Consider the following 19,035-nt stretch of genomic DNA (forward strand, 5'->3'; position numbering starts at 1 on the left):
GTTGTTGATAACGCGGGGATCCGCAACTGCACAGAGGCAGCTTCACGGTTTTGCGTTTGATAGCGCAATTCGTCGCAGTTTCAGAGGGTAGGGCGGGATCGTTCTAACGATTTTTGTCTTAACGATTAAGGGGGCCGCTCCGGCCCGCAACGTTTTGGGCGGCACTCTCTCGCCAGTCCGGGCTGACGGTGGGAGCGCCGTAGAAATACCCCTGCAGGCAGTCGATACCGCTGGCAGCGGCAGTTTGCGCGTCCTCCAGCGACTCGACAGATTCGGCGACGGTGAACATGTCGAACTCTTCCGCGATGGCGACGATGGCACGCGCCAGAACCTGATTGTCGGGATCGCGGGCGATGCCGCGAATGATCTGGCCGTCGATCTTTAGGATGTCGAAGGAGAAGCGTTTGAAATGACGCAGCGCGGTCTGCCCTGCGCCGAAGTCATCCATCGCGAAGGTGATGCCGCGGCGGTGCAGGTCGGCCATGAAGCCGATCACCAGTTCCGGCAGCAGCATGGCCGAGCTTTCGGTAATCTCGAGGATCAGCCGCTCTGCCACCGTAGGATCGGCGTTGATCCCCTTTTCCAGCACCTGCATCCAGCGCCGATAGCCGATCGAGCGGGCGGACATATTGATCGCAAGGCGCAGAACCGGGGTGCGGATCAGCTCTGCAAGGCCCTGTTCCAGCGCTATGCAATCCAGCAGCCGTCCCTCCTCGCGTTCTTCCATCTCGAAGATGAATTCGCGCGCGGGGACGATCCGGCCGGTTTCGTCCATGACCCGCAGCATGGCTTCATGAAAGGCGATCTGCTCTGTCGCGGCGGCGCGCACCACCGGCTGAAACACCAATAGCACCTGCCGATGGCGGATCGCCTCTCGCACGCGCTGCAGGATGTCGCGATCCCGCAGGTCCGTGGCTGTCGCAAGCAGATCGGTGGGCGGAGCTTTCGCCGCCTCGCGTGGGGCGGCGGGAAAGCTGGTGATCTGGGCGCCCCTTTGGTTTCGTTGGCCCGCTTTTCGCCGCTTGGCCCCAAACGCCGCGCCGCGCTCTGCGTCTGTTTTCGTCATCACGCTCTCCTGTCGCCGTCGTTGTCATGCTGCGCGCAGAGGGGTTAATTCCCGGCTAAGCCCGGCCCGGCGCAGAGCCGCGTGGCGAAATTGGCCGGGAAAAGCGGGCAGGGCGGGTTTGGCCTGTTGACTCCCCTGCCAAAGCCCATATAAGCGCGCGCTCATTGGTGTTGGTGGCCCCCGCAAGGGGATGCCTGTCGGCCTACGGGCAGGAGGACAACGCCCTTCGCAACTTATGAAGGAGATCAGCCGTGACCAAACGCACGTCTGCCAAGTACAAAATCGACCGCCGCATGGGCGAGAACATCTGGGGCCGTCCGAAGTCCCCGGTGAACAAGCGTGAATACGGCCCCGGCCAGCACGGTCAGCGCCGCAAAGGCAAAATGTCGGACTTCGGTCTGCAGCTGCGCGCCAAGCAGAAGCTCAAGGGCTACTACGGCGACATGACCGAGAAGCAGTTCCGCCGCATCTTCGCGGAAGCAGAGCGGATCAAGGGCGACACCGGTGAGCTGCTCATCGGCCTGCTCGAGCGCCGTCTCGACGCCGTTGTGTACCGCGCCAAATTCGTGCCGACCGTCTTCGCAGCGCGTCAGTTCGTGAACCACGGCCACGTGCTGGTGAACGGCAAGCGCGTGAACATCCCCTCCTACCGTGTGAAGGAAGGTGATGTGATCGAGGTCCGCGAGAAGTCGAAGCAAATGACCGTCCTGCTGGAAGCTGTTCAGCTCGCAGAGCGTGACGTGCCCGACTACATCGAGGCAGACCACTCCAAAATGTCCGCGACCTTCGTGCGCACTCCCGGCCTAGCCGACGTGCCCTACGCGGTTCAGATGGAACCGAACCTCGTCATCGAATACTACGCACAGAACTAATCCTTCTGTCCGTACGATGTTGGAAAGGCCGCGCTGCAAAGCGCGGCCTTTCTGCTTTCTGCGTCGTGCTGTTCGCGGTCACTCAATGAGTTGGTGAGAGGGGGCCTCAGCCCCCAGCCCTCAGCCTTCTGGCGCGAGGATCTTGCGGAACACCGTTTCCACATGGGTGTTCGCGGCGGCCCAGCCGGGCTCTTCGTCGGGCACCAGAACCCGTACCTGCGTGTCGAAATCCGCGAAATGCTGGGTCAGCGCCCAGATCGACATGATCAGTTGCTGCGGATCCTGCCGCGCCAGCTTGCCGCTCTCCATCCAGCCCGCGATCAGCGCACATTTCTCGTCAAACAGCGGTTTCAGGTCGCTCTGCAGATGCGGCAACATGCGCGGCGCGCCCTGAATGATCTCGGTGGCGAAGAGCCTGCTTTCGCGCGGATACTGGCGACTCATCTCCATCTTGCGCCGCACATAGCCGAGAATCTCCTCCATCGGCTCACCCTCGGGGTCCATTTCGCGCAGCGGATCGAGCCATTCGGTCATCAGCGCGTTGAGCAGGGCGACGTGGATCGCTTCCTTGCTGTCGAAATAATAGATGAGATTGGGCTTCGACATGCCCGCCGCCTCGGCGATCCGGTCGAGCGTGGCACCGCGAAATCCGTTTTGCGAGAATTCGTCCAGCGCCGCCTCCATGATCTTTCGGCGGTTTCGGATCTGGATCCGGCTGGGCTTTTTCGCGGGAGAAACGGGCATCCGGTTCCTGACTTGCTGTTTTTGCGGGCGCATCTGCCCGTTCGTTGTGCATATGCTGCGACTGTCGGAAGGGCACTTCGCGGAACCCTCCGGGGCGCATTGCAATCATGCCTTTACCAAACGGTAAAAAACACGCGGGAGACGCGCAAGCGCCTCATTGCAGGACATGCACATCGCAGGACAAGGCGACGAGGACAAGACTATGGCGGCACAGGGTATCGCAGCACAGGGCAAGAACCTTCGGATCAATGGCGACCGGCTGTGGGACAGCCTGATGGAGATGGCCAAGATCGGTCCGGGCGTGGCGGGCGGCAACAACCGCCAGACGCTGACCGACGAGGATGCCGAAGGCCGCGCGCTGTTTCAGCAATGGTGCGAAGCGGCGGGTATGACCATGGGGCTCGACGAGATGGGGACGATGTTCGCCACCCGCGCGGGCGAAGACCCCGAGGCGCTGCCGGTCTATATGGGCTCGCATCTCGACACCCAGCCCACGGGCGGCAAATACGACGGCGTGCTCGGCGTGCTTGCGGCGCTGGAGACGGTGCGCACGATGAACGATCTGGGGATCAAGACGAAGCACCCGATCGTCGTCACCAACTGGTCGAACGAAGAAGGCGGGCGCTTCGCCCCGGCGATGCTGGCCTCCGGCGTCTTTGCTGGGGTGCATGACCTCGCGTTCGCCTATGGACGCAAGGACCTCGAAGGCAAAACCTACGGCGAGGAGCTGGACCGCATCGGCTGGAAGGGCGACGAGACCGTCGGCGACCGCAAGATGCACGCCTATTACGAGCTGCACATCGAACAGGGACCGATCCTCGAGGCCGAGGGCAAGGACATCGGCGTGGTCACCCATTGTCAGGGCCTGTGGTGGCTCGAATTCACCCTGACCGGCCGCGCCGCGCACACTGGCTCGACGCCGATGGACATGCGGGTCAACGCAGGGCTGGCGATGAGCCGCATTCTCGAGATGGCGCAGGAGGTGGCCATGGCCGCGCAGCCGCACACGATGGCGGGCGTCGGCCAGATGACCTTCGAGCCCAACTCGCGCAATGTGCTGCCCGAGAAGGTGATCTTCACCGTAGATCTGCGCTCGCCCGATCAGGCCAAGCTCGACGGGATGCGGGCCGAGATCGAGAAACGCGCGCCCGAGATTTGCGCCGAGCTGGGCGTTGGCTGCGCGGTGGAGGCGGTGGGCCATTTCGACCCGGTCACCTTCACGCCAGAGCTTGTCGGCAATGTCCGCGCGGCGGCCGAGGCGCTGGGGTACTCGCATATGAATATCGTTTCTGGCGCCGGGCATGATGCCTGCTGGGCCGCCAAGGTCGCGCCGACCACGATGATCATGTGCCCCTGCGTCGGTGGCATCTCGCACAATGAGGCCGAGGAGATCTCGAAGGACTGGGCGACAGCGGGCACCGATGTGCTGCTGCATGCGGTACTGGAGACGGCGGAGGTCGTGGGCTGAAGCGGGGCGCTGCCCCGTCGGCGGCCCCGTCCACGACCCGGGGGCCGCGGACTCCCCGGGATATTTTCGCCAAGAGGAAGCCCGAACCCGCGCAGACCACAGGGAGAGAGACATGTCCACGGTGATCAAATCCACTGTGATCAAAGGCGGCACGATCGTCACCGCCGATCTGAGCTACGAGGCCGATGTGCTGGTCGAACACGGCCGGATTGCCGAGATCGGCCCGAACCTGAGCGGCGACGAGGTGCTCGACGCCTCGGGGTGCTACGTGATGCCCGGCGGGATCGACCCGCACACCCATCTCGAGATGCCCTTCATGGGCACCTATTCCGCCGATGATTTCGACAGCGGCACCCGCGCCGCGCTGGCGGGCGGCACCACTATGGTCGTCGACTTCGCGCTGCCGTCGCCGGGGCAGGGGCTGCTGGACGCGCTGCAGATGTGGGACAACAAGGCGGGCCGCGCCCATTGCGACTATTCCTTCCACATGGCGGTGACATGGTGGTCCGAGCAGGTCTGGCAGGAGATGCAGCAGGTGGTGGATCGCGGCATCACCACCTTCAAGCATTTCATGGCCTACAAGGGCGCGCTGATGGTGAACGACGACGAGCTTTTCGCCTCGTTCCGCCGCTGCGCCGAGCTCGGGGCAATCCCGCTGGTGCATGCCGAGAATGGCGACGTGGTGGCCGAGCTTTCGGCGCGGCTGTTGGCCGAGGGCAATACCGGCCCCGAGGCGCATGCCTATTCGCGCCCGCCGCAAGTCGAGGGCGAGGCGACGAACCGTGCCATCATGATCGCCGACATGGCGGGGGTGCCGCTCTACGTGGTGCATGTCAGCTGCGAAGAGAGCCATGAGGCCATCCGCCGCGCGCGGCAGGCGGGCAAACGGGTCTGGGGCGAGCCGCTGATCCAGCATTTGACGCTCGACGATAGCGAATACGCGAGCCCTGACTGGGATCATGCCGCGCGCCGGGTGATGTCGCCGCCGTTTCGCAACAAGCGCCATCAGGACAGCCTCTGGGCCGGGCTGGCGGCGGGCTCGCTGTCCTGCGTGGCGACGGACCATTGCGCCTTCACCACCGAGCAGAAACGCTACGGGTTGGGGGATTTCACCAAGATCCCCAATGGCACCGGCGGGCTCGAGGACCGTTTGCCGATGCTCTGGACGCAGGGCGTGGTGACGGGGCGGCTGACGCCGCAGGAGTTCGTCGCGGTGACCTCGACCAATATCGCCAAGATCCTCAACATCTACCCGCGCAAGGGGGCGATCCTCACCGGCGCGGACGCCGATATCGTGGTGCTCGATCCCAAGCGGGAGAAGGTGATCTCTGCAGGCAGCCAGCAATCGGCCATCGACTACAACGTCTTCGATGGCATGAAAGTGAGCGGCCTGCCGCGGTTCGTGCTGAGCCGGGGCCGGGTCTCGGTGACCGAAGGCGCGATGAGCTCGCAAGAGGGCCATGGGCAGTTCGTCGCCCGCCCACCCTCGGGGCCGGTCAACAAGGCACTCAGCGCGTGGAAAGACCTGACCGCGCCGCGCCCGGTGGCGCGCGGCGGCATCCCCGCCAGCGGCGTCTGAGCGTGGCCGGGGAAGAGGCAAGGCAAGGAACAGGGCAGGGGGCCGCCAGACGCCTCCGCCGGAAGAACAGGGAAGGCAAGAGATGAGACAGACACAAGCGGTCCATGCGGACATGCCGCCGGTGATCTCGGCGCAGGGGCTGAACCTCGTGTTCGAGACCGGCGACGGCCCGGTGCAGGCGCTGAAAGACGTCGATCTGAAGATCGGCAAGGGCGATTTCGTCTCCTTCATCGGCCCCTCGGGCTGCGGCAAGACCACCTTCCTGCGGGTGATGGCTGACCTCGAGACGCCGACCTCGGGCACGGTGCTGGTCAACGGCGTGACACCGGAAGCGGCCCGCAAGGCCCGTGCCTATGGCTATGTGTTTCAGGCCGCGGGGCTCTACCCGTGGCGTACGATCGGCGGCAACATCCGCCTGCCGCTGGAGATCATGGGCTATTCGAAAGCCGATCAGGCCGAGCGGGTGCAGCGCGTGCTGGATCTGGTCGAGCTGTCGGGCTTTGAGAAGAAATACCCCTGGCAGCTGTCGGGCGGGATGCAGCAGCGGGCTTCCATTGCGCGGGCTCTCGCCTTCGACGCGGACATTTTGCTCATGGACGAGCCCTTCGGAGCGCTTGACGAGATCGTCCGGGATCACCTCAACGAGCAACTTCTGGCGCTTTGGGCGCGGACCCAGAAGACAATCTGCTTCGTCACCCATTCGATCCCCGAGGCGGTGTATCTGTCGACCAAGATCGTCGTCATGTCGCCGCGCCCGGGCCGGATCACCGACGTGATCGAGAGCCCGCTGCCGAAAGAGCGCCCGCTGGATATCCGTGACACGCCGGAATTCCTCGAGATCGCCCACCGCGTGCGCGAGGGGCTGCGGGCGGGGCATGCCTATGACTGAGTTGCCTATGACTGAGCTGCCAGTGACTGATGCCGAACTGACCAACACGCAAACTGCACCGCGTGCAGCCAGCGCTGCGACCCGGAGCGCGCTGCTTTTGCGCCGCGCCCCGGTGCCGCCCCGCAGATTGTCTCGGAACGCGGGCTCCCCTTTCACCTTTCGCGGTCATCGGCTCTCCAGCCTGTACCGCGGAGATAGGGAAACACTTAAACCTTTCATCTCTCTAAAAATACTCAAGGAGCACCGGAACCCGCAGGGAGAGGGGGATGAGTATTTGAGGAAAGATGAAAGCTGCAGGGGGTCAAGATGACCGATCTTCAGGTAAGGCGCGCGGGCGAGGCCGACATTCCGGGCTGCGCCGCGGTGGTCAACGGCTGGATCGATGCGACGCCGTGGTTTCCGCGGATCTTTTCGGAGAGCGAGATCGAAGGGTTCATCCGCGAGGCCTTTACCGAGCGCGAGATCTGGGTGAGCGGAGAACCGATCGAGGCCTATCTGTCGCTCGACCCTGCCACGCTGAAGGTCGGCGCGCTCTATTGCGCGCGGACCGGGGCAGGACTGGGCAAGGCGCTTCTGGATCGCGCCAAGGACGGGCGAGAGAGGCTGTGGTTGCACACCCACGCGCCGAACCTTGCCGCGCAGCGCTTCTACCGCCGCGAGGGCTTCGTCGAGACCGGCCGTATCGCGCCGGAGCCGCCGGAGACCGTCGAGGAGATCAGCATGGAGTGGACGCGATGAAGAAGATCGTTCCCGTTCTGACCGTCGTGCTGGCGATCGTGGTGATCTGGTACGCAGCGGCGGTCATGCTCAACAAGCAATGGGTGCTCGATCAGGCGGCGCGGCAGGAGCAGGTGCTCACCTCGCCGCAGCTGATCGCCGCCACATGGTCGCAGGAAAAGCCCAAGCTGCCGGCGCCGCATCAGGTGGCGGGTGAGCTTTGGGACACGGTTGCGATGAAGAAGCCCAGCTCGAAGCGCAGCCTCGTCTACCACGCCTGGGTGACCATGAGCGCCACGGTGCTGGGCTTTGGCCTCGGCACGCTGCTGGGCTTCGCGCTGGCGCTGGGCATCGTCTACAACCGGGTGATGGACATGTCGGTGATGCCTTGGGTGATCGCCAGCCAGACCATCCCGATCCTCGCCATCGCGCCGATGATCATCGTGGTTCTCAATGCCATGGGGCTGTCGGGGCTGCTGCCCAAGGCGATGATTTCGATGTATCTGTCATTCTTCCCGGTGGTGGTGGGCATGGTGAAGGGGCTGCGCAGCCCCGACCGCATGCAGCTTGACCAGATGCGCACGTGGAACGCCTCGCGCGGGCAGGAATTCCTGCGCCTGCGTCTGCCTTCGTCGATGCCATACCTCTTTACGTCGATGAAGATCGCCATGGCGGCCAGCCTTGTGGGTGCGATCGTTGGCGAGCTTCCGACGGGGGCGGTCGCGGGCCTAGGGGCGCGGCTGCTGGCGGGCAGCTACTACGGTCAGACCATCCAGATATGGTCGGCGCTGCTGATGGCGGCGGCGCTGGCGGCGGTGCTGGTGGGGCTGATCGGCCTTCTTCAGCGGGTGACACTCAAGCGCATGGGGATGGCATGATCTGGATCGTTCTGGGGCTGATCGTCTGGGCCACGGGCCTCGCGCTCAATGTCCGCCTGTCGAAGCGCAAGGGCAGCCGCTGGGCTGCGCTGGCGGTGCCGGTGATCTTCGGGCTCACGCTGATCTTTGTATGGGAGGCGGTGGTGCGCGGTTTTGGCATCTCGCCGGTGCTGCTGCCCGCTCCCTCGGCGGTTGCCTTGCGCTTTGCCCAGTCGGGCGGCGTGCTGTGGGAGGACTTCGTGCAGACCGTGCTGAAGGGCGCGCTCGCGGGCTACATCCTCGGCTGCGGCGCGGCGCTGGTGATGGCGGTGATCGTCGACCGGTTCGACTTCCTCCGGCGCGGGCTGCTGCCGGTCGGCAACTTCGTGGCGGCGCTGCCGGTGATCGGTATCGCGCCGATCCTCGTCATGTGGTTCGGTTTCGACTGGCAATCGAAGGCGGCGGTCGTGGTGGTGATGGTGTTCTTCCCGGTGCTGGTCAACGCGGTCGAGGGCCTTGGCGACACCAGCGCCATGCAGCGCGATCTTATGCGCACCTATGCCGCCAGCTACTGGACATCGCTGTGGAAGCTGCGGCTGCCCGCGGCGCTGCCCTTCATCTTCAACGGGCTGAAGATCGCCTCCACCCTCGCGCTGATCGGCGCCATAGTGGCCGAGTTCTTCGGCTCGCCGATCCGCGGCATGGGGTTTCGCATCTCCACCAGTGTCGGGCTGCTGCAGCTTGATCTCGTGTGGGCAGAGATCGTGGTGGCCGCGCTTGCGGGCTCGGCCTTCTACGGCGGCGTGGCGCTGATCGAACGCGCCGCGACCTTCTGGCACCCGTCGCAGCGGGGCCAGTGAAGACGACAAGACCAAGAAACGCGCAACGCAACAGGAGTGTATGATGACTAAGTTTACTTCATGGGGGATCGCCGCGGCGATGGGGCTCGCCGCGGGCGGCGCACAGGCCGCCGACGAGCTGACGCTGCAGCTCAAATGGGTGACGCAGGCGCAGTTCGCCGGCTACTACGTGGCGGCGGAGCAGGGCTTTTACGACGAAGAAGACCTCGACGTGACGATCAAGCCGGGCGGTCCCGACATCGCGCCGGTGCAGGTGCTTTTGGGCGGCGGGGCCGACGTTATGGTCGACTGGCTGCCTTCGGCGCTGGCCGCGCGCGAGAACGGCGCGCCGATCGTCAACATCGCCCAGCCCTTCAAATCCTCGGGCCTGATGCTGACCTGCCTCAAGGAGCATGGCATCGAGAGCCCCGAAGACTTTCCCGGCCACACGCTGGGCACGTGGTTCTTCGGCAACGAGCTGCCGCTCTATTCGTGGATGTCCAAGCTCGGCTACCCGACCGATGGATCCGAGGGTGGGGTGACCATCCAGAAGATCAACTTCAACGTCGACCCGCTGCTGCAAAAGCAAGTCGAATGCGCCACCACCATGACCTATAATGAGTACTGGCAGGTGATCGACGCGGGGCTGACGCCCGATGATCTGGTGGTCTTCAAGTATCAGGACGAGGGTATCGCGACGCTTGAGGATGGTCTCTACACCACCGAGGAAAGCCTCGAGGATCCCGAGATGGTCGACAAGCTGACCCGCTTCGTGCGCGCCTCGATGAAGGGCTGGAAATGGGCCGAGGAAAACCCCGATGAGGCCGCCGAGATCGTGCTGGAAAACGACGCCACCGGCGCGCAGACCGAAAAGCACCAGAAGCGCATGATGGGCGAAGTGGCCAAGCTGACCGCCGGCTCGAACGGCGCGCTTGATCCGGCGGACTTCCAGCGCACCGTCGACGTGCTGATGAGCGCCGGTGCCGATCCGGTGATCACCAAGGATCCGGGTGAGGCGGCCTGGACCCATAAGATCAGCGACGCCGCGCTCCAGTAAGCGCAAAGCCTCGGCAATGAAAATGGGGGTGGCGCAAGCGCCACCCCTTTCTTCATAAAATCACTGCGTTTTTTGACCGGGGGATACGGAACCAATACTCCGCGCATTGAACCGCGGCACTCATCAAAAGACGCCCCGACTCCTAAGGGCGTCGGGTGACGGCGCGGTGACGCGGATGTAACGGTGTGATGACCCTATGATGAAGGTGGCCTTGGGGCAGGGCTCAGGCCGGGCGCGCGCGCTTCAACACCTGCATCAATTGGCTGCTGTTGAACGGGCGCTGCAGCACCTCATAGGGGCAGGCCTCGCCCGCTTCCTCGGCGGCATCGCCAGCCAAAGCAATGCGGGTGCCCTTCTCGCGCAAAAGCCTGCCGAGCGGGCTTTGCGGCACATCGTCGGGCGGCATCTGCAGCAGCGCCACAGAGACGCTGCCCTCGGCCAGAACCATCAGAAGGGCCGCTTCGGGGGTCTGTGCGCAGAGCACGCGCGCTTCGGGCGCGCTCTCAGAAATGCTTCGGGCAACATCTTCGGCCACAAAGGGGTCACTCAGCAGCACGAGAAAACCCGGCCCGGTGTCGGGCGTGTCGTCGGGAATCATTCGCGGTCTCCTCTCGCTGGGCGCAATGTGGAACCAGATGGGGGTGGCGCGCATTAATCTGTGACATAGGAGAGCCCCCATGCGTCAGATTTCCTGCGAACATTGCCCGCTGCGCCGCAAGTCGCTGTTCCGTGCCTTCGAAGACGACGAACTGGCCTTTATGAAGGGCTTCAAAGCCGGTGAGCTGACCGTGGATCGCGGCTCGCATCTGATGATCGAAGGCGCGCCGTCGCCGCAAATCTTCACCGTGCTCGAAGGTATGGGTCTACGTTACAAGACATTGGAGAACGGTCGCCGACAGGTAATCAATTTCCTGCTGCCGGGCGATCTGGTGGGGCTTCAGGCCGGGCTACTGGGCGAGATGAAACATTCGGTGCAGGCCACCAGCGAGATGCGGCTGTGCGTGTTCAACCGCTCAGACCTCTGGGCGCTGTACCGCAAACAGCCGTCGCTGGCTTATGATGTGACGTGGATCGCTGCGGCGGAAGAGCATTTCCTTGGCGAGACGGTGGCGACGCTGGGCCAGCGCGATGCGACACAGCGCGTGGCCTGGGCGCTGCTAAAGATCTACAGCCGGCTTTCTGACCTCGGGATCGGGCAGGGGCCGCGCGTGCCAATGCCCTATCGCCAGCAGGACCTAGCCGACGCGCTTGGCCTTTCACTGGTGCACACCAACAAGACGCTGGCGAAGCTGCGCAGCCGCAAGCTCGCCGAATGGAACGACGGCGAGCTGCATATCAGCGATGTGGAGAAACTCGCGGATCTTGCGATGACCGATACCGAAGAACCGGCGCGGCGACCGCTGCTCTAGGTCAGCGGCGCAGCGTGTCGCCATAGGCGATCTTGGGGGTCAGCTCGACGATGCTCTCGTACTCGGCCTCGGGGTTTTCGACCCTTGCGGCGATGATCTGCGCCGCCTTGCGACCGATCTCGGCGCGGTGCGCATCCATCGTGGCCAGCTGTCGCGGCAGACCCTGCAGCAGCTCGACCCCGTTGAACCCGGCTAGCCCGATCTCGGCAGGAATATCGCGGCCCTGTTCCATCAGGTAGAGCAAGCCGCCCGCCCCGATCATATCGTTCGAATAATAGAGAAAATCGATCTCGGGCTCGCGTTCGAGAATGGCCTGCGTCATCTCGCGGCCCTTCTTCAGCGCCGAGCCGCCAGAATAGAACTCCTGATCCACCACCTCGACGCCGCTCTTGGCAAGCGCCTCGGTGAAGCCCTCGAACCGCTTCCGCGCACGGTGGTCGAGCGGCATCTTGGTGCCCAGAAAGCCGATCTTCTGATAGCCCGCGCGCAGGATCGCCTTGGCCATCTCGCGGCCCGCCCGGCGGTGCGAGATGCCGACGGCGCAATCCACCGGCTTGCCGTCGATGTCCATGATCTCGACCACCGGAATGCCGCTGGCCTTCATCATCGCCTTGGAGGCTTCGGTGTGCTCAAGCCCGGCGATGATCACGCCGGACGGACGCCAGGAGAGCATCTCGTAGAGCACCCGCTCTTCTTTTTCGGGCATATAGTCGGTGACGCCCACCACCGGCTGCAGCTCGGTGTCTTCGAGCACCGAGGAGATGCCGGCCATCACTTCGGGGAAAACCATGTTGCGCATCGAGGGGATGATCACCGCGACGAGGTTCACCCGCTGGCTGGCCAGCGCACCTGCGATCTTGTTGGGCACATAGCCGAGCGCCTTGGCGGCTTCGAGCACCTTGGCGCGGGTCGCCTCGGACACGTCGCCCCGATTGCGCAGCACGCGGCTCACGGTCATCTCGGAGACGCCGGAGGCTTCGGACACGTCGCGCAGGGTGAGGGGGCGGGGATCTGTGTCGGCCACGGCAGGCTCCTCCAATACTCTAAATACCTGAATGTTAGCCTTTCTGTCAGGGCATACAAGCACAAGCCCACGGCACGGCGGAATTTCCGCTTGCGTGGTGACAACCGGTCGCGCCCACGCTAAGGGAGGGGCGTCGGTCCCGTGGCTCAACTGGATAGAGCAGCCCCCTCCTAAGGGGCAGGTTGCAGGTTCGAATCCTGCCGGGATCGCCACCTTCCCAAGATCGCGCCGTGGTCGTGCAAAACTGCCGCGCCGGGGCGTTTCAGCCCTCGCGGCTTTGCTCGTATTCACCGACGAATTGTTGTCTGCACGCGCCGTAGAGATAGCTCGCCGACCAGGTCAGAACCATGAACCCGGCAAGCGCCTGCATCATTGCAACGATACGCAGTGGCCCGCTGACCTGCATGCCGGTTTGGCCGAGCGTGGTGAAATTCATCCCCGAAAAATAGACATAGTCGTTCCATGTGCCACTGAAGCTGCCGCCAAAGCCTTCGGGATAGAGTGTCCGGTGCAGCGCAAGGTAAACACCGCCCCCGGCCAGGATCTCGATCAGGTGGATCAGGGCCAGCAGACCAAAGACGGTGATCGGCAGCGCCTTGCTGCTGCGCAGGCGGTCCGGCACGCTGGACGTCGCCAGAACCAGAAGCGCGTGGTGAAGGCAGGCGGTCAGCAGCATGAAGGCAATGCCGATGAGGTAGGCGGTCATGGTAACTCCCTTGGATCGCGCGGTTGGTCGCACGCCAAGACAATGTTCCGCGCGCCGCACAGTTCCTTGCGGGCAGAGGATTGCGCCGCCTGCATTGAGAGGCGATCATGATGAAAAGGCGCAATTTCGATAGGCTATCATGATCCCCAAGCTGGAGATGTTCATCGCGCTCGCCCGGGAGCAGCACTTCGGTCGCGCGGCGGTCAGCCTCGGTATCACCCAGCCCACGCTGTCCACCGGCATCCGCCAGCTTGAGGAACAGCTGGGCGTGAAGCTGGTGCAGCGCGGCTCGCGCTTTGGCGGGCTGACCCCCGAAGGCCAGCGCGCTTTGGTCTGGGCGCGGCAGATCGTCGGCGACACCCGGCGGCTGCGCGACGAGATGCGCGCCTCGCGCGAGGGGCTTGCCGGGCATCTGCGGCTGGCGGTCATCCCGACAGCGCTGACATGGGCATCGACGCTGGCGGCGCAGTTCAACCGGCGCCATCCGCGCGTCACCTTCACCGTGCTGTCGCGTGCCTCGGCTGACATCCTGTCGATGCTCGACGATCTCGAGATCGACGCGGGCATTTCCTATCTCGACAACGAGCCGCTGGGCCGCGTCACCACCCGTCCGCTCTACCGCGAGGCCTATCGGCTGGTGTGCCGTGACGATCATCCGCTGGCGGGGCGGGCCGAGCTGTCATGGCGCGAGCTGGCCGGGCTGAACCTGTGCCTGCTGACGCCGGAAATGCAGAACCGGCGGATCATCAACCGGCAATTCATGGAAGCCGGGATCGAGCCCAGCTCGGCGATCGAATCGAACTCCACCGTGGTGCTGGTGAGCAATGTGCTGATGGGCGATTGGGTGACGATCCTGCCCACCGATCTTGCGACGTTTCTTGCCGAGGGCAAACCGCTGGCGCTGGTGCCGATGGCCGAGGACAGCCGTGCGCATGAGGTCGGGCTGATCGCGCCGTGGCAGGAGCCCTACACCCCGGTGCTGCAAGCTCTGCTCGACGAGGCGAAGGGGCTGGCGCGTCCGGGCTGACGCGGCGCCATTTGATCCGTCTCAAGACAGACGCGTGCCCTCTGCCTTAGGCTGGTGCCGAAAGAGGGAGGCGCCGTGACCGAGCAGCCGATCTACCGTGTCGAAGGGCTCACCCGTGTCTACGGGGAAGGGGCCTCTGCCGTGCATGCGCTGCGCGGCGTCGATCTCGTGCTGCCGCCCGGAGAGATCAGCGTGCTGCTGGGGCCCTCAGGCAGCGGCAAGTCGACGCTTCTGAATATCCTAGGCGGGCTCGATCGCCCCAGCGCGGGGCGGGCGTGGTTCCGGGGTGAGGAACTGACGCAAATGCCCGACCGCGCGCTCACCCGCTACCGGCGTGATCACCTTGGTTTCGTCTTCCAGTTCTACAACCTGATGCCCTCGCTCACCGCCGAAGAGAATGTGGCGCTGGTGACCGAGATCGCGCCCGATCCCATGGCCCCCGCCGAGGCGCTGGCGATGGTTGGGCTGGAGACACGCAAGGACCACTTCCCCAGCCAGATGTCGGGCGGTGAGCAGCAGCGCGTGGCGATCGCCCGCGCCGTGGCCAAACGCCCCGAGGTGCTGCTTTGTGACGAGCCGACCGGCGCGCTCGACAGTGCTACCGGGCGTGAGGTTCTGGGTGTCCTGCAGCATCTCAACCGCAGCCTTGGCACCACGGTGATGATCGTCACCCATGCCGCCGCCACCGCTGCCATGGCGCATCGGGTGATCCGCTTTGCCGATGGCGCGATCCGCGAGGTCGAGATGAACCACGCGCCGCGCCCGGCGGAAGAGATCGTGTGGTGACCGGATGAGCGCGCTCGACCGCAAGCTTTCGCGTGATCTGTGGCGCATGAAGGGGCAGGCGGCGGCCATCGCAGTGGTCATGGCTCTGGGCGTGATGATGCAGGTGATGATGGCCGGGCTGGTCGATACGCTCGATGAGACGCGGCGCGGCTATTACGAGCGTTACCGCTTCGCCGAGGTCTTTGCACCGGTGACCCGCGCGCCGCGCCACGTGCTGCATCAGGTCAGCGCGCTGCCCGGCGTGGCGCGGGCCGAGGGGCGCATCGCCGGTCTGGCGCGGATCGAACTGCCGGGCCGCGCGGTGCCGGTCTCTGCTGAGGCGCTGTCGCTGCCCGACCACGGCGCTCCTGTGCTCAATGCCATTCGTCTGCAGCAGGGCCGGATGTTCGCGCCCGGCGCGCCCGAGGAGGTGGTGCTGCTCGACAGTTTTGCCGAGGCGCATGGGCTGCACCCCGGCGACCGGCTGCAGGTGGTGATGAACGGCGCGCGCCGCAGCCTGCGCATCACCGGGCTGGCGCGCTCGCCGGAGTTCCTCTACGCCGCCGCGCCGGGCGAAATGGTGCCCGATGACGCGCGCTTTGCGGTGCTGTGGATGTCGGAGACCTCGCTCGCCGCGGCCTACGACATGAAGGGGGCCTTCTCCGAGATCATCGTGACGCTGACCCGGGGCACAGACCCGCGCGGTGTGATCGCGGCGCTCGACCGGGTGCTGAAACCATGGGGGTCTGCGGGGGCCTACGACCGTCAGGACCAGTTCTCGCATCGCTTCGTGTCGGAAGAGATCAGCGGGCTGCGTGACACCGCCGGGGCGATCCCGCCGGTATTTCTGGGCATCGCGGCCTTCCTTCTGAACATCGTCATCGCCCGCATGGTGCAGGCCGAGCGCGAGGAGATCGGGCTGCTCAAGGCTTTCGGCTACCGCGGGGCAGAGATCGGCGGGCATTACATGAAGCTGGTGCTGGTGATCGCCGTCGCCGGCGCGCTGCTGGGCGCGGGGCTGGGCATTTTGGGCGGGCGCGGGATGGTGCAGCTCTACCTGCAGTTCTTCAAATTTCCCTTCCTCGTCTTCCGGCTCGATCCCGCCGCGCTGGCGCTTGGGCTGGCGGTGAGTGTGCTGGCCGCCGCGGCGGGCGGCGCGGTGGTGCTGCGCCGCATTTTCGCGCTGCAACCCGCCGAGGCGATGCGCCCGCCAGCCCCCGCCGATTACCGCCGCGCGGGCCGCTGGGCCGGGGCGCTCAACCTCTTCGATCAGCCGACCCGCATGGTGATCCGCCGCTTCACCCGCACGCCGTTCCGGATGCTGGGCGCGGTGGTGGGCATCACCTTCGGCATGGGGCTCTCGGTCGCCATGCTGACCATCCACGCCGGGTTCAACCAGGCGGTAGCGATGAGCTTCGACGTGCTCGACCGCTCCGAGGCGAGCGTCACCTTCACCCACGCTGTGTCGGAAAAGACCCTGCTGGAGCTTGCCCGGCAACCCGGCGTGCTGCGGGCCGAGGGGGCGCGCATGGTGCCGGTGGTGCTGCACAATGGCCGCTCGAGCTATCGCGGTGCCATCACCGGGCTGCCGCCTGATCCCGCGCTGGTGCGGGCGCTGACGCCAGATTTGCAGCCGATCGCCCTGAACGGGCCGGGGCTGGTGCTGAGCCATGCGCTGGCGGGCACGCTGAGCGCACGGGTGGGCGACGTGCTGACCGTCGAAGTGCGCGAGGGCGCGCAGCCGGTGCTGCGCCTGCCGGTCACGGGCGTGTCAGAGACGGTGCTGGGCGCGCCGGCCTATATGTCGCTCGACGCGTTGGGACGGGCGCTGTTCGAGCCGCGCCGCATCTCGAGCGCGGCGCTGCGGCTTGATCCGGCGCAGGCCGAGGCGGTGCAGATCTGGCTGCGCGGCCTGCCGGTGGTGGCGGGCGTGAGCCTCAAGGCCGAGGCCCGCGAGGCCTTTGAACGGGTGATGAACCAAGGCACCGGCGCGACGCGTTTCGTGATGGCGGCGGTGGCCTTCACCATCACCTTCGGCATCATCTACAACGCCGCCCGAATCGCATTGGCCGAGCGGGCGCATGACCTTGCCAGCTTGCGGGTCATCGGCTTTTCAAAGGGCGAGGCCGCCTATGTGCTGCTGGGCGAGCTGGGCTTGGTCACGCTGTTGGCGCTGCCCTGCGGCGCGCTGCTGGGCTGGGGCATCGCACATCTTCTGGCGGCAGCCTATTCCTCCGACCTCTACACGATTTCGGTGGTCTTCGATCCCGCCGCCTTCGGCTTTGCCGCGCTTGTGGTGATCGCCGGGGCGGTGCTGTCGGGGCTGCTGGTGAAACGCGACGTGGACCGCGCCGATCTGGTGGCGGCGCTCAAGACACGGGACTGATCTCATGGCTCTCAATCACACACGCACGCGCACCCGTCTGATCCTTGGCCTCGGCCTTGCGCTGCTGCTCGGGGTCGCGCTGGCCGCCGCCTTCTGGCCGCGCCCGGTGCTTGTCGATCTTGGCGCGGTCATCCGCGGGCCGTTGGTGGTGACCATCGACGAGGAAGGCAAAACCGAGGTACGCGATGTTTACGTGGTGACCACGCCCGTCGCCGGGCGGCTGCTGCGGGTACAGGCGATCGACGGCGACGTGGTGGTGCAGGGCGATACGGTGGCGCATATGCGCCCCGCCGCGCCCTCTGTGCTGGACCTGCGCACCCGCGAGCAGGCGCGGGCGGCGGTGGCTGCCGCGCAGGCGGCGCTGCTGCAGGCCAAGGCCGAGGTCAGCGCGTCGCAGGCAGACGTCGAACTGGCGGTCTCGGACCACGACCGGGCCAAGGCGCTGGCGGCGCGGGGCACCATCTCGACCGCCGCGCTCGATCAGGCGCGCACGGCAGCACTGGCGGCGCAGGCGCGGCTCGAGACCTCGCGCGCGGCGGTGGCCATGCGCGAGGCGGAACTGGCCAACGCGCAGGCGCAGCTCATCGGCTTCGACGATCAGGGGCTGGCCGAGGCGCTGGCCGAGGTCGGGGCGAGCGACATCCCGCTGCGCGCGCCGGTGGACGGGCGCATCCTGCAAGTGGTCGAGCAGTCCGAAACCTCGCTGGCCGCCGGGGCGCCGGTGCTGGAGATCGGCAATATCGCGCAGGATCTGCAGGTGGCGGTGGACCTGCTGTCATCCGACGCGGTGCAGGTACGCCCCGGTGCACGGGCGATGCTGGAGGATTGGGGCGGGCCGGGCGTGCTGGATGCCGAGGTCGAGCGGATCGCGCCGCTGGGCACCACCGAGGTCTCGGCGCTGGGGGTCGAGGAACAGCGGGTGCGTGTGATCCTGCGCTTCACCGCGCCGTCAGAGGCGCGTGCGGCGCTGGGGCATGGCTATCGGGTGCTGGCGCGTATCGTGACTTGGGAAGATCAGGACACGTTGCAAATCCCGCAAAGCGCGGCCTTCCGCGCGGGCGCGGATTGGGCGGTCTTCCGGGTCGAGGAGGGGCGCGCCGTGCAGGTGCCCGTCTCGCTCGGGCAGGGCAATGGCATCGAGGTGCAGGTGCTAGAGGGGCTGAGCGAGGGCGATGAGATCGTGCTCTATCCGCCAGCGGAACTGACGGGCGGCGATCTGGTCGCGCAGCGTCAGGCGGGGTGATGAGGGCCGGCTGAGAAGCGGCCAGGCAACAAAGGCCGGTTGATGAGGGGCGGGCACGGCCCGCCCTGCTCATAATGTCGAACAGGGCCGAAGCCCCGCGCGGGTCAGCCCTGACCCTTTTCCAGCGCGTCGAGGCGGGCCTTCAGCGCTTCGTTCTCTTCGCGGGCCTTCTGCGCCATGGCGCGGACCGCGTCGAATTCTTCCCGCGTCACGAAATCGCGATCCGCCAGCCAGCGGTCGATCATGGATTTCATCGCGGTTTCCGCTTCGTCTTTCGCGCCCTGCGCCACGCCCATGGCGTTGGTCATGAGCTGCGACAGATCTTCGAATACCTTGTTGCGCGTCTGCATTGGGCTCTCCGTCATGTGATTGGGATCTATATGGAGC

General features: G+C 65.6%; 19 protein-coding genes and 1 tRNA gene. 14 read left to right on the plus strand and 6 right to left on the minus strand.

The genetic code is table 11. The features are described from left to right. Positions 1-118 precede the first annotated feature (118 nt). The gene (locus tag AYJ57_RS09730; RefSeq protein WP_083191202.1) at positions 119-1,066 is read right to left on the minus strand and encodes an EAL domain-containing protein; all 948 of its coding nucleotides are present in this window, start codon (positions 1,064-1,066) and stop codon (positions 119-121) included. A gap of 251 nt (positions 1,067-1,317) precedes the next feature. Between AYJ57_RS09730 and rpsD the strand changes: the two genes are divergently transcribed. Then, positions 1,318-1,938: a 30S ribosomal protein S4 gene (gene rpsD / locus AYJ57_RS09735; RefSeq protein ID WP_066104289.1), complete on the plus strand. Its 621-nt coding sequence runs from the start codon at positions 1,318-1,320 to the stop codon at positions 1,936-1,938. A gap of 120 nt (positions 1,939-2,058) precedes the next feature. Here rpsD and AYJ57_RS09740 read toward each other — a convergent pair whose 3' ends face one another. Next, entirely contained in the window at positions 2,059-2,682 is a 624-nt protein-coding gene (locus AYJ57_RS09740) for a TetR family transcriptional regulator C-terminal domain-containing protein (protein WP_066104292.1), read from the minus strand. A gap of 202 nt (positions 2,683-2,884) precedes the next feature. On the opposite strand from AYJ57_RS09740, the gene AYJ57_RS09745 reads away from it, so the two are divergent. From AYJ57_RS09745 to AYJ57_RS09775, 7 genes are all read left to right on the plus strand, one after another. Then, positions 2,885-4,150, plus strand: coding sequence for a Zn-dependent hydrolase (locus AYJ57_RS09745; RefSeq protein WP_066104295.1), 1,266 nt, complete (start codon positions 2,885-2,887; stop codon positions 4,148-4,150). Positions 4,151-4,262: 112 nt separating this feature from the next. Beyond that, positions 4,263-5,729, plus strand: coding sequence for a dihydropyrimidinase (gene hydA, locus AYJ57_RS09750; protein ID WP_066104297.1), 1,467 nt, complete (start codon positions 4,263-4,265; stop codon positions 5,727-5,729). A gap of 82 nt (positions 5,730-5,811) precedes the next feature. Beyond that, complete coding sequence (locus AYJ57_RS09755; RefSeq protein WP_066104300.1) at positions 5,812-6,618, plus strand: ABC transporter ATP-binding protein; 807 nt, start codon at positions 5,812-5,814, stop codon at positions 6,616-6,618. A gap of 306 nt (positions 6,619-6,924) precedes the next feature. Further along, positions 6,925-7,356 carry a GNAT family N-acetyltransferase gene (locus AYJ57_RS09760; protein WP_066104303.1) on the plus strand — a complete coding sequence of 144 codons (432 nt, stop codon included), beginning with the start codon at positions 6,925-6,927 and terminating at the stop codon, positions 7,354-7,356. Further along, entirely contained in the window at positions 7,353-8,213 is an 861-nt protein-coding gene (locus AYJ57_RS09765) for an ABC transporter permease (protein ID WP_066104306.1), read from the plus strand. The genes AYJ57_RS09760 and AYJ57_RS09765 overlap by 4 nt, the downstream gene beginning before the upstream one ends. Beyond that, complete coding sequence (locus tag AYJ57_RS09770) at positions 8,210-9,052, plus strand: ABC transporter permease (protein ID WP_066104308.1); 843 nt, start codon at positions 8,210-8,212, stop codon at positions 9,050-9,052. The genes AYJ57_RS09765 and AYJ57_RS09770 overlap by 4 nt, the downstream gene beginning before the upstream one ends. A 43-nt stretch (positions 9,053-9,095) precedes the next feature. Next, positions 9,096-10,088, plus strand: coding sequence for an ABC transporter substrate-binding protein (locus AYJ57_RS09775; RefSeq protein WP_066104313.1), 993 nt, complete (start codon positions 9,096-9,098; stop codon positions 10,086-10,088). A gap of 223 nt (positions 10,089-10,311) precedes the next feature. Here AYJ57_RS09775 and AYJ57_RS09780 read toward each other — a convergent pair whose 3' ends face one another. Then, positions 10,312-10,686: a hypothetical protein gene (locus AYJ57_RS09780; RefSeq protein WP_066104315.1), complete on the minus strand. Its 375-nt coding sequence runs from the start codon at positions 10,684-10,686 to the stop codon at positions 10,312-10,314. A 79-nt stretch (positions 10,687-10,765) separates the two neighbouring features. Here AYJ57_RS09780 and AYJ57_RS09785 point away from each other — a divergent pair, with 79 nt between their 5' ends. Then, positions 10,766-11,497: a Crp/Fnr family transcriptional regulator gene (locus tag AYJ57_RS09785; RefSeq protein WP_066104318.1), complete on the plus strand. Its 732-nt coding sequence runs from the start codon at positions 10,766-10,768 to the stop codon at positions 11,495-11,497. A gap of 1 nt (position 11,498) precedes the next feature. Here the strand turns inward: AYJ57_RS09785 and AYJ57_RS09790 are convergent, their stop codons facing one another. Beyond that, positions 11,499-12,455 (minus strand): LacI family DNA-binding transcriptional regulator, encoded by a 957-nt coding sequence (locus AYJ57_RS09790; protein ID WP_235953094.1) that lies wholly within the window; start codon positions 12,453-12,455, stop codon positions 11,499-11,501. A gap of 201 nt (positions 12,456-12,656) precedes the next feature. Here AYJ57_RS09790 and AYJ57_RS09795 point away from each other — a divergent pair. Next, positions 12,657-12,733: transfer RNA gene (locus AYJ57_RS09795), tRNA-Arg, on the plus strand. Positions 12,734-12,783: 50 nt separating this feature from the next. Here the strand turns inward: AYJ57_RS09795 and AYJ57_RS09800 are convergent. Then, positions 12,784-13,227: an ion channel gene (locus AYJ57_RS09800; RefSeq protein ID WP_066104324.1), complete on the minus strand. Its 444-nt coding sequence runs from the start codon at positions 13,225-13,227 to the stop codon at positions 12,784-12,786. A 139-nt stretch (positions 13,228-13,366) separates the two neighbouring features. Here AYJ57_RS09800 and AYJ57_RS09805 point away from each other — a divergent pair, with 139 nt between their 5' ends. From AYJ57_RS09805 to AYJ57_RS09820, 4 genes are all read left to right on the plus strand, one after another. Next, complete coding sequence (locus AYJ57_RS09805) at positions 13,367-14,254, plus strand: LysR family transcriptional regulator (RefSeq protein ID WP_066104327.1); 888 nt, start codon at positions 13,367-13,369, stop codon at positions 14,252-14,254. Between the two features lie 75 nt (positions 14,255-14,329). Continuing rightward, on the plus strand, positions 14,330-15,040 hold the full coding sequence (locus tag AYJ57_RS09810) for an ABC transporter ATP-binding protein (RefSeq protein ID WP_066104329.1): 711 nt from the start codon (positions 14,330-14,332) through the stop codon (positions 15,038-15,040). Between the two features lie 4 nt (positions 15,041-15,044). Continuing rightward, positions 15,045-17,405, plus strand: a complete 2,361-nt coding sequence (locus AYJ57_RS09815; protein ID WP_066104334.1) for an ABC transporter permease — start codon at positions 15,045-15,047, stop codon at positions 17,403-17,405. 4 nt (positions 17,406-17,409) lie between these two features. Further along, entirely contained in the window at positions 17,410-18,648 is a 1,239-nt protein-coding gene (locus AYJ57_RS09820; RefSeq protein ID WP_066104337.1) for an efflux RND transporter periplasmic adaptor subunit, read from the plus strand. 104 nt (positions 18,649-18,752) lie between these two features. Here AYJ57_RS09820 and AYJ57_RS09825 read toward each other — a convergent pair whose 3' ends face one another. Beyond that, complete coding sequence (locus AYJ57_RS09825; RefSeq protein WP_066104340.1) at positions 18,753-18,998, minus strand: accessory factor UbiK family protein; 246 nt, start codon at positions 18,996-18,998, stop codon at positions 18,753-18,755. Between the last annotated feature and the right edge of the window lie 37 nt (positions 18,999-19,035).

The sequence above is a fragment of the Salipiger sp. CCB-MM3 genome (assembly GCF_001687105.1).
Taxonomy (GTDB): Bacteria; Pseudomonadota; Alphaproteobacteria; order Rhodobacterales; family Rhodobacteraceae; genus Salipiger.

Excerpts from the sequence above, each read along its gene's own strand:
- AYJ57_RS09730 (WP_083191202.1), bottom strand. The coding sequence starts at position 1,066 with ATGACGAAAACAGACGCAGAGCGCGGCGCGGCGTTTGGGGCCAAGCGG.
- AYJ57_RS09740 (WP_066104292.1), bottom strand. The coding sequence starts at position 2,682 with ATGCCCGTTTCTCCCGCGAAAAAGCCCAGCCGGATCCAGATCCGAAAC.
- AYJ57_RS09745 (WP_066104295.1), top strand. The coding sequence starts at position 2,885 with ATGGCGGCACAGGGTATCGCAGCACAGGGCAAGAACCTTCGGATCAAT.
- hydA (WP_066104297.1), top strand. The coding sequence starts at position 4,263 with ATGTCCACGGTGATCAAATCCACTGTGATCAAAGGCGGCACGATCGTC.
- AYJ57_RS09755 (WP_066104300.1), top strand. The coding sequence starts at position 5,812 with ATGAGACAGACACAAGCGGTCCATGCGGACATGCCGCCGGTGATCTCG.
- AYJ57_RS09760 (WP_066104303.1), top strand. The coding sequence starts at position 6,925 with ATGACCGATCTTCAGGTAAGGCGCGCGGGCGAGGCCGACATTCCGGGC.
- AYJ57_RS09765 (WP_066104306.1), top strand. The coding sequence starts at position 7,353 with ATGAAGAAGATCGTTCCCGTTCTGACCGTCGTGCTGGCGATCGTGGTG.
- AYJ57_RS09770 (WP_066104308.1), top strand. The coding sequence starts at position 8,210 with ATGATCTGGATCGTTCTGGGGCTGATCGTCTGGGCCACGGGCCTCGCG.
- AYJ57_RS09775 (WP_066104313.1), top strand. The coding sequence starts at position 9,096 with ATGACTAAGTTTACTTCATGGGGGATCGCCGCGGCGATGGGGCTCGCC.
- AYJ57_RS09780 (WP_066104315.1), bottom strand. The coding sequence starts at position 10,686 with ATGATTCCCGACGACACGCCCGACACCGGGCCGGGTTTTCTCGTGCTG.
- AYJ57_RS09785 (WP_066104318.1), top strand. The coding sequence starts at position 10,766 with ATGCGTCAGATTTCCTGCGAACATTGCCCGCTGCGCCGCAAGTCGCTG.
- AYJ57_RS09790 (WP_235953094.1), bottom strand. The coding sequence starts at position 12,455 with ATGACCGTGAGCCGCGTGCTGCGCAATCGGGGCGACGTGTCCGAGGCG.
- AYJ57_RS09800 (WP_066104324.1), bottom strand. The coding sequence starts at position 13,227 with ATGACCGCCTACCTCATCGGCATTGCCTTCATGCTGCTGACCGCCTGC.
- AYJ57_RS09805 (WP_066104327.1), top strand. The coding sequence starts at position 13,367 with ATGATCCCCAAGCTGGAGATGTTCATCGCGCTCGCCCGGGAGCAGCAC.
- AYJ57_RS09815 (WP_066104334.1), top strand. The coding sequence starts at position 15,045 with ATGAGCGCGCTCGACCGCAAGCTTTCGCGTGATCTGTGGCGCATGAAG.
- AYJ57_RS09820 (WP_066104337.1), top strand. The coding sequence starts at position 17,410 with ATGGCTCTCAATCACACACGCACGCGCACCCGTCTGATCCTTGGCCTC.
- AYJ57_RS09825 (WP_066104340.1), bottom strand. The coding sequence starts at position 18,998 with ATGCAGACGCGCAACAAGGTATTCGAAGATCTGTCGCAGCTCATGACC.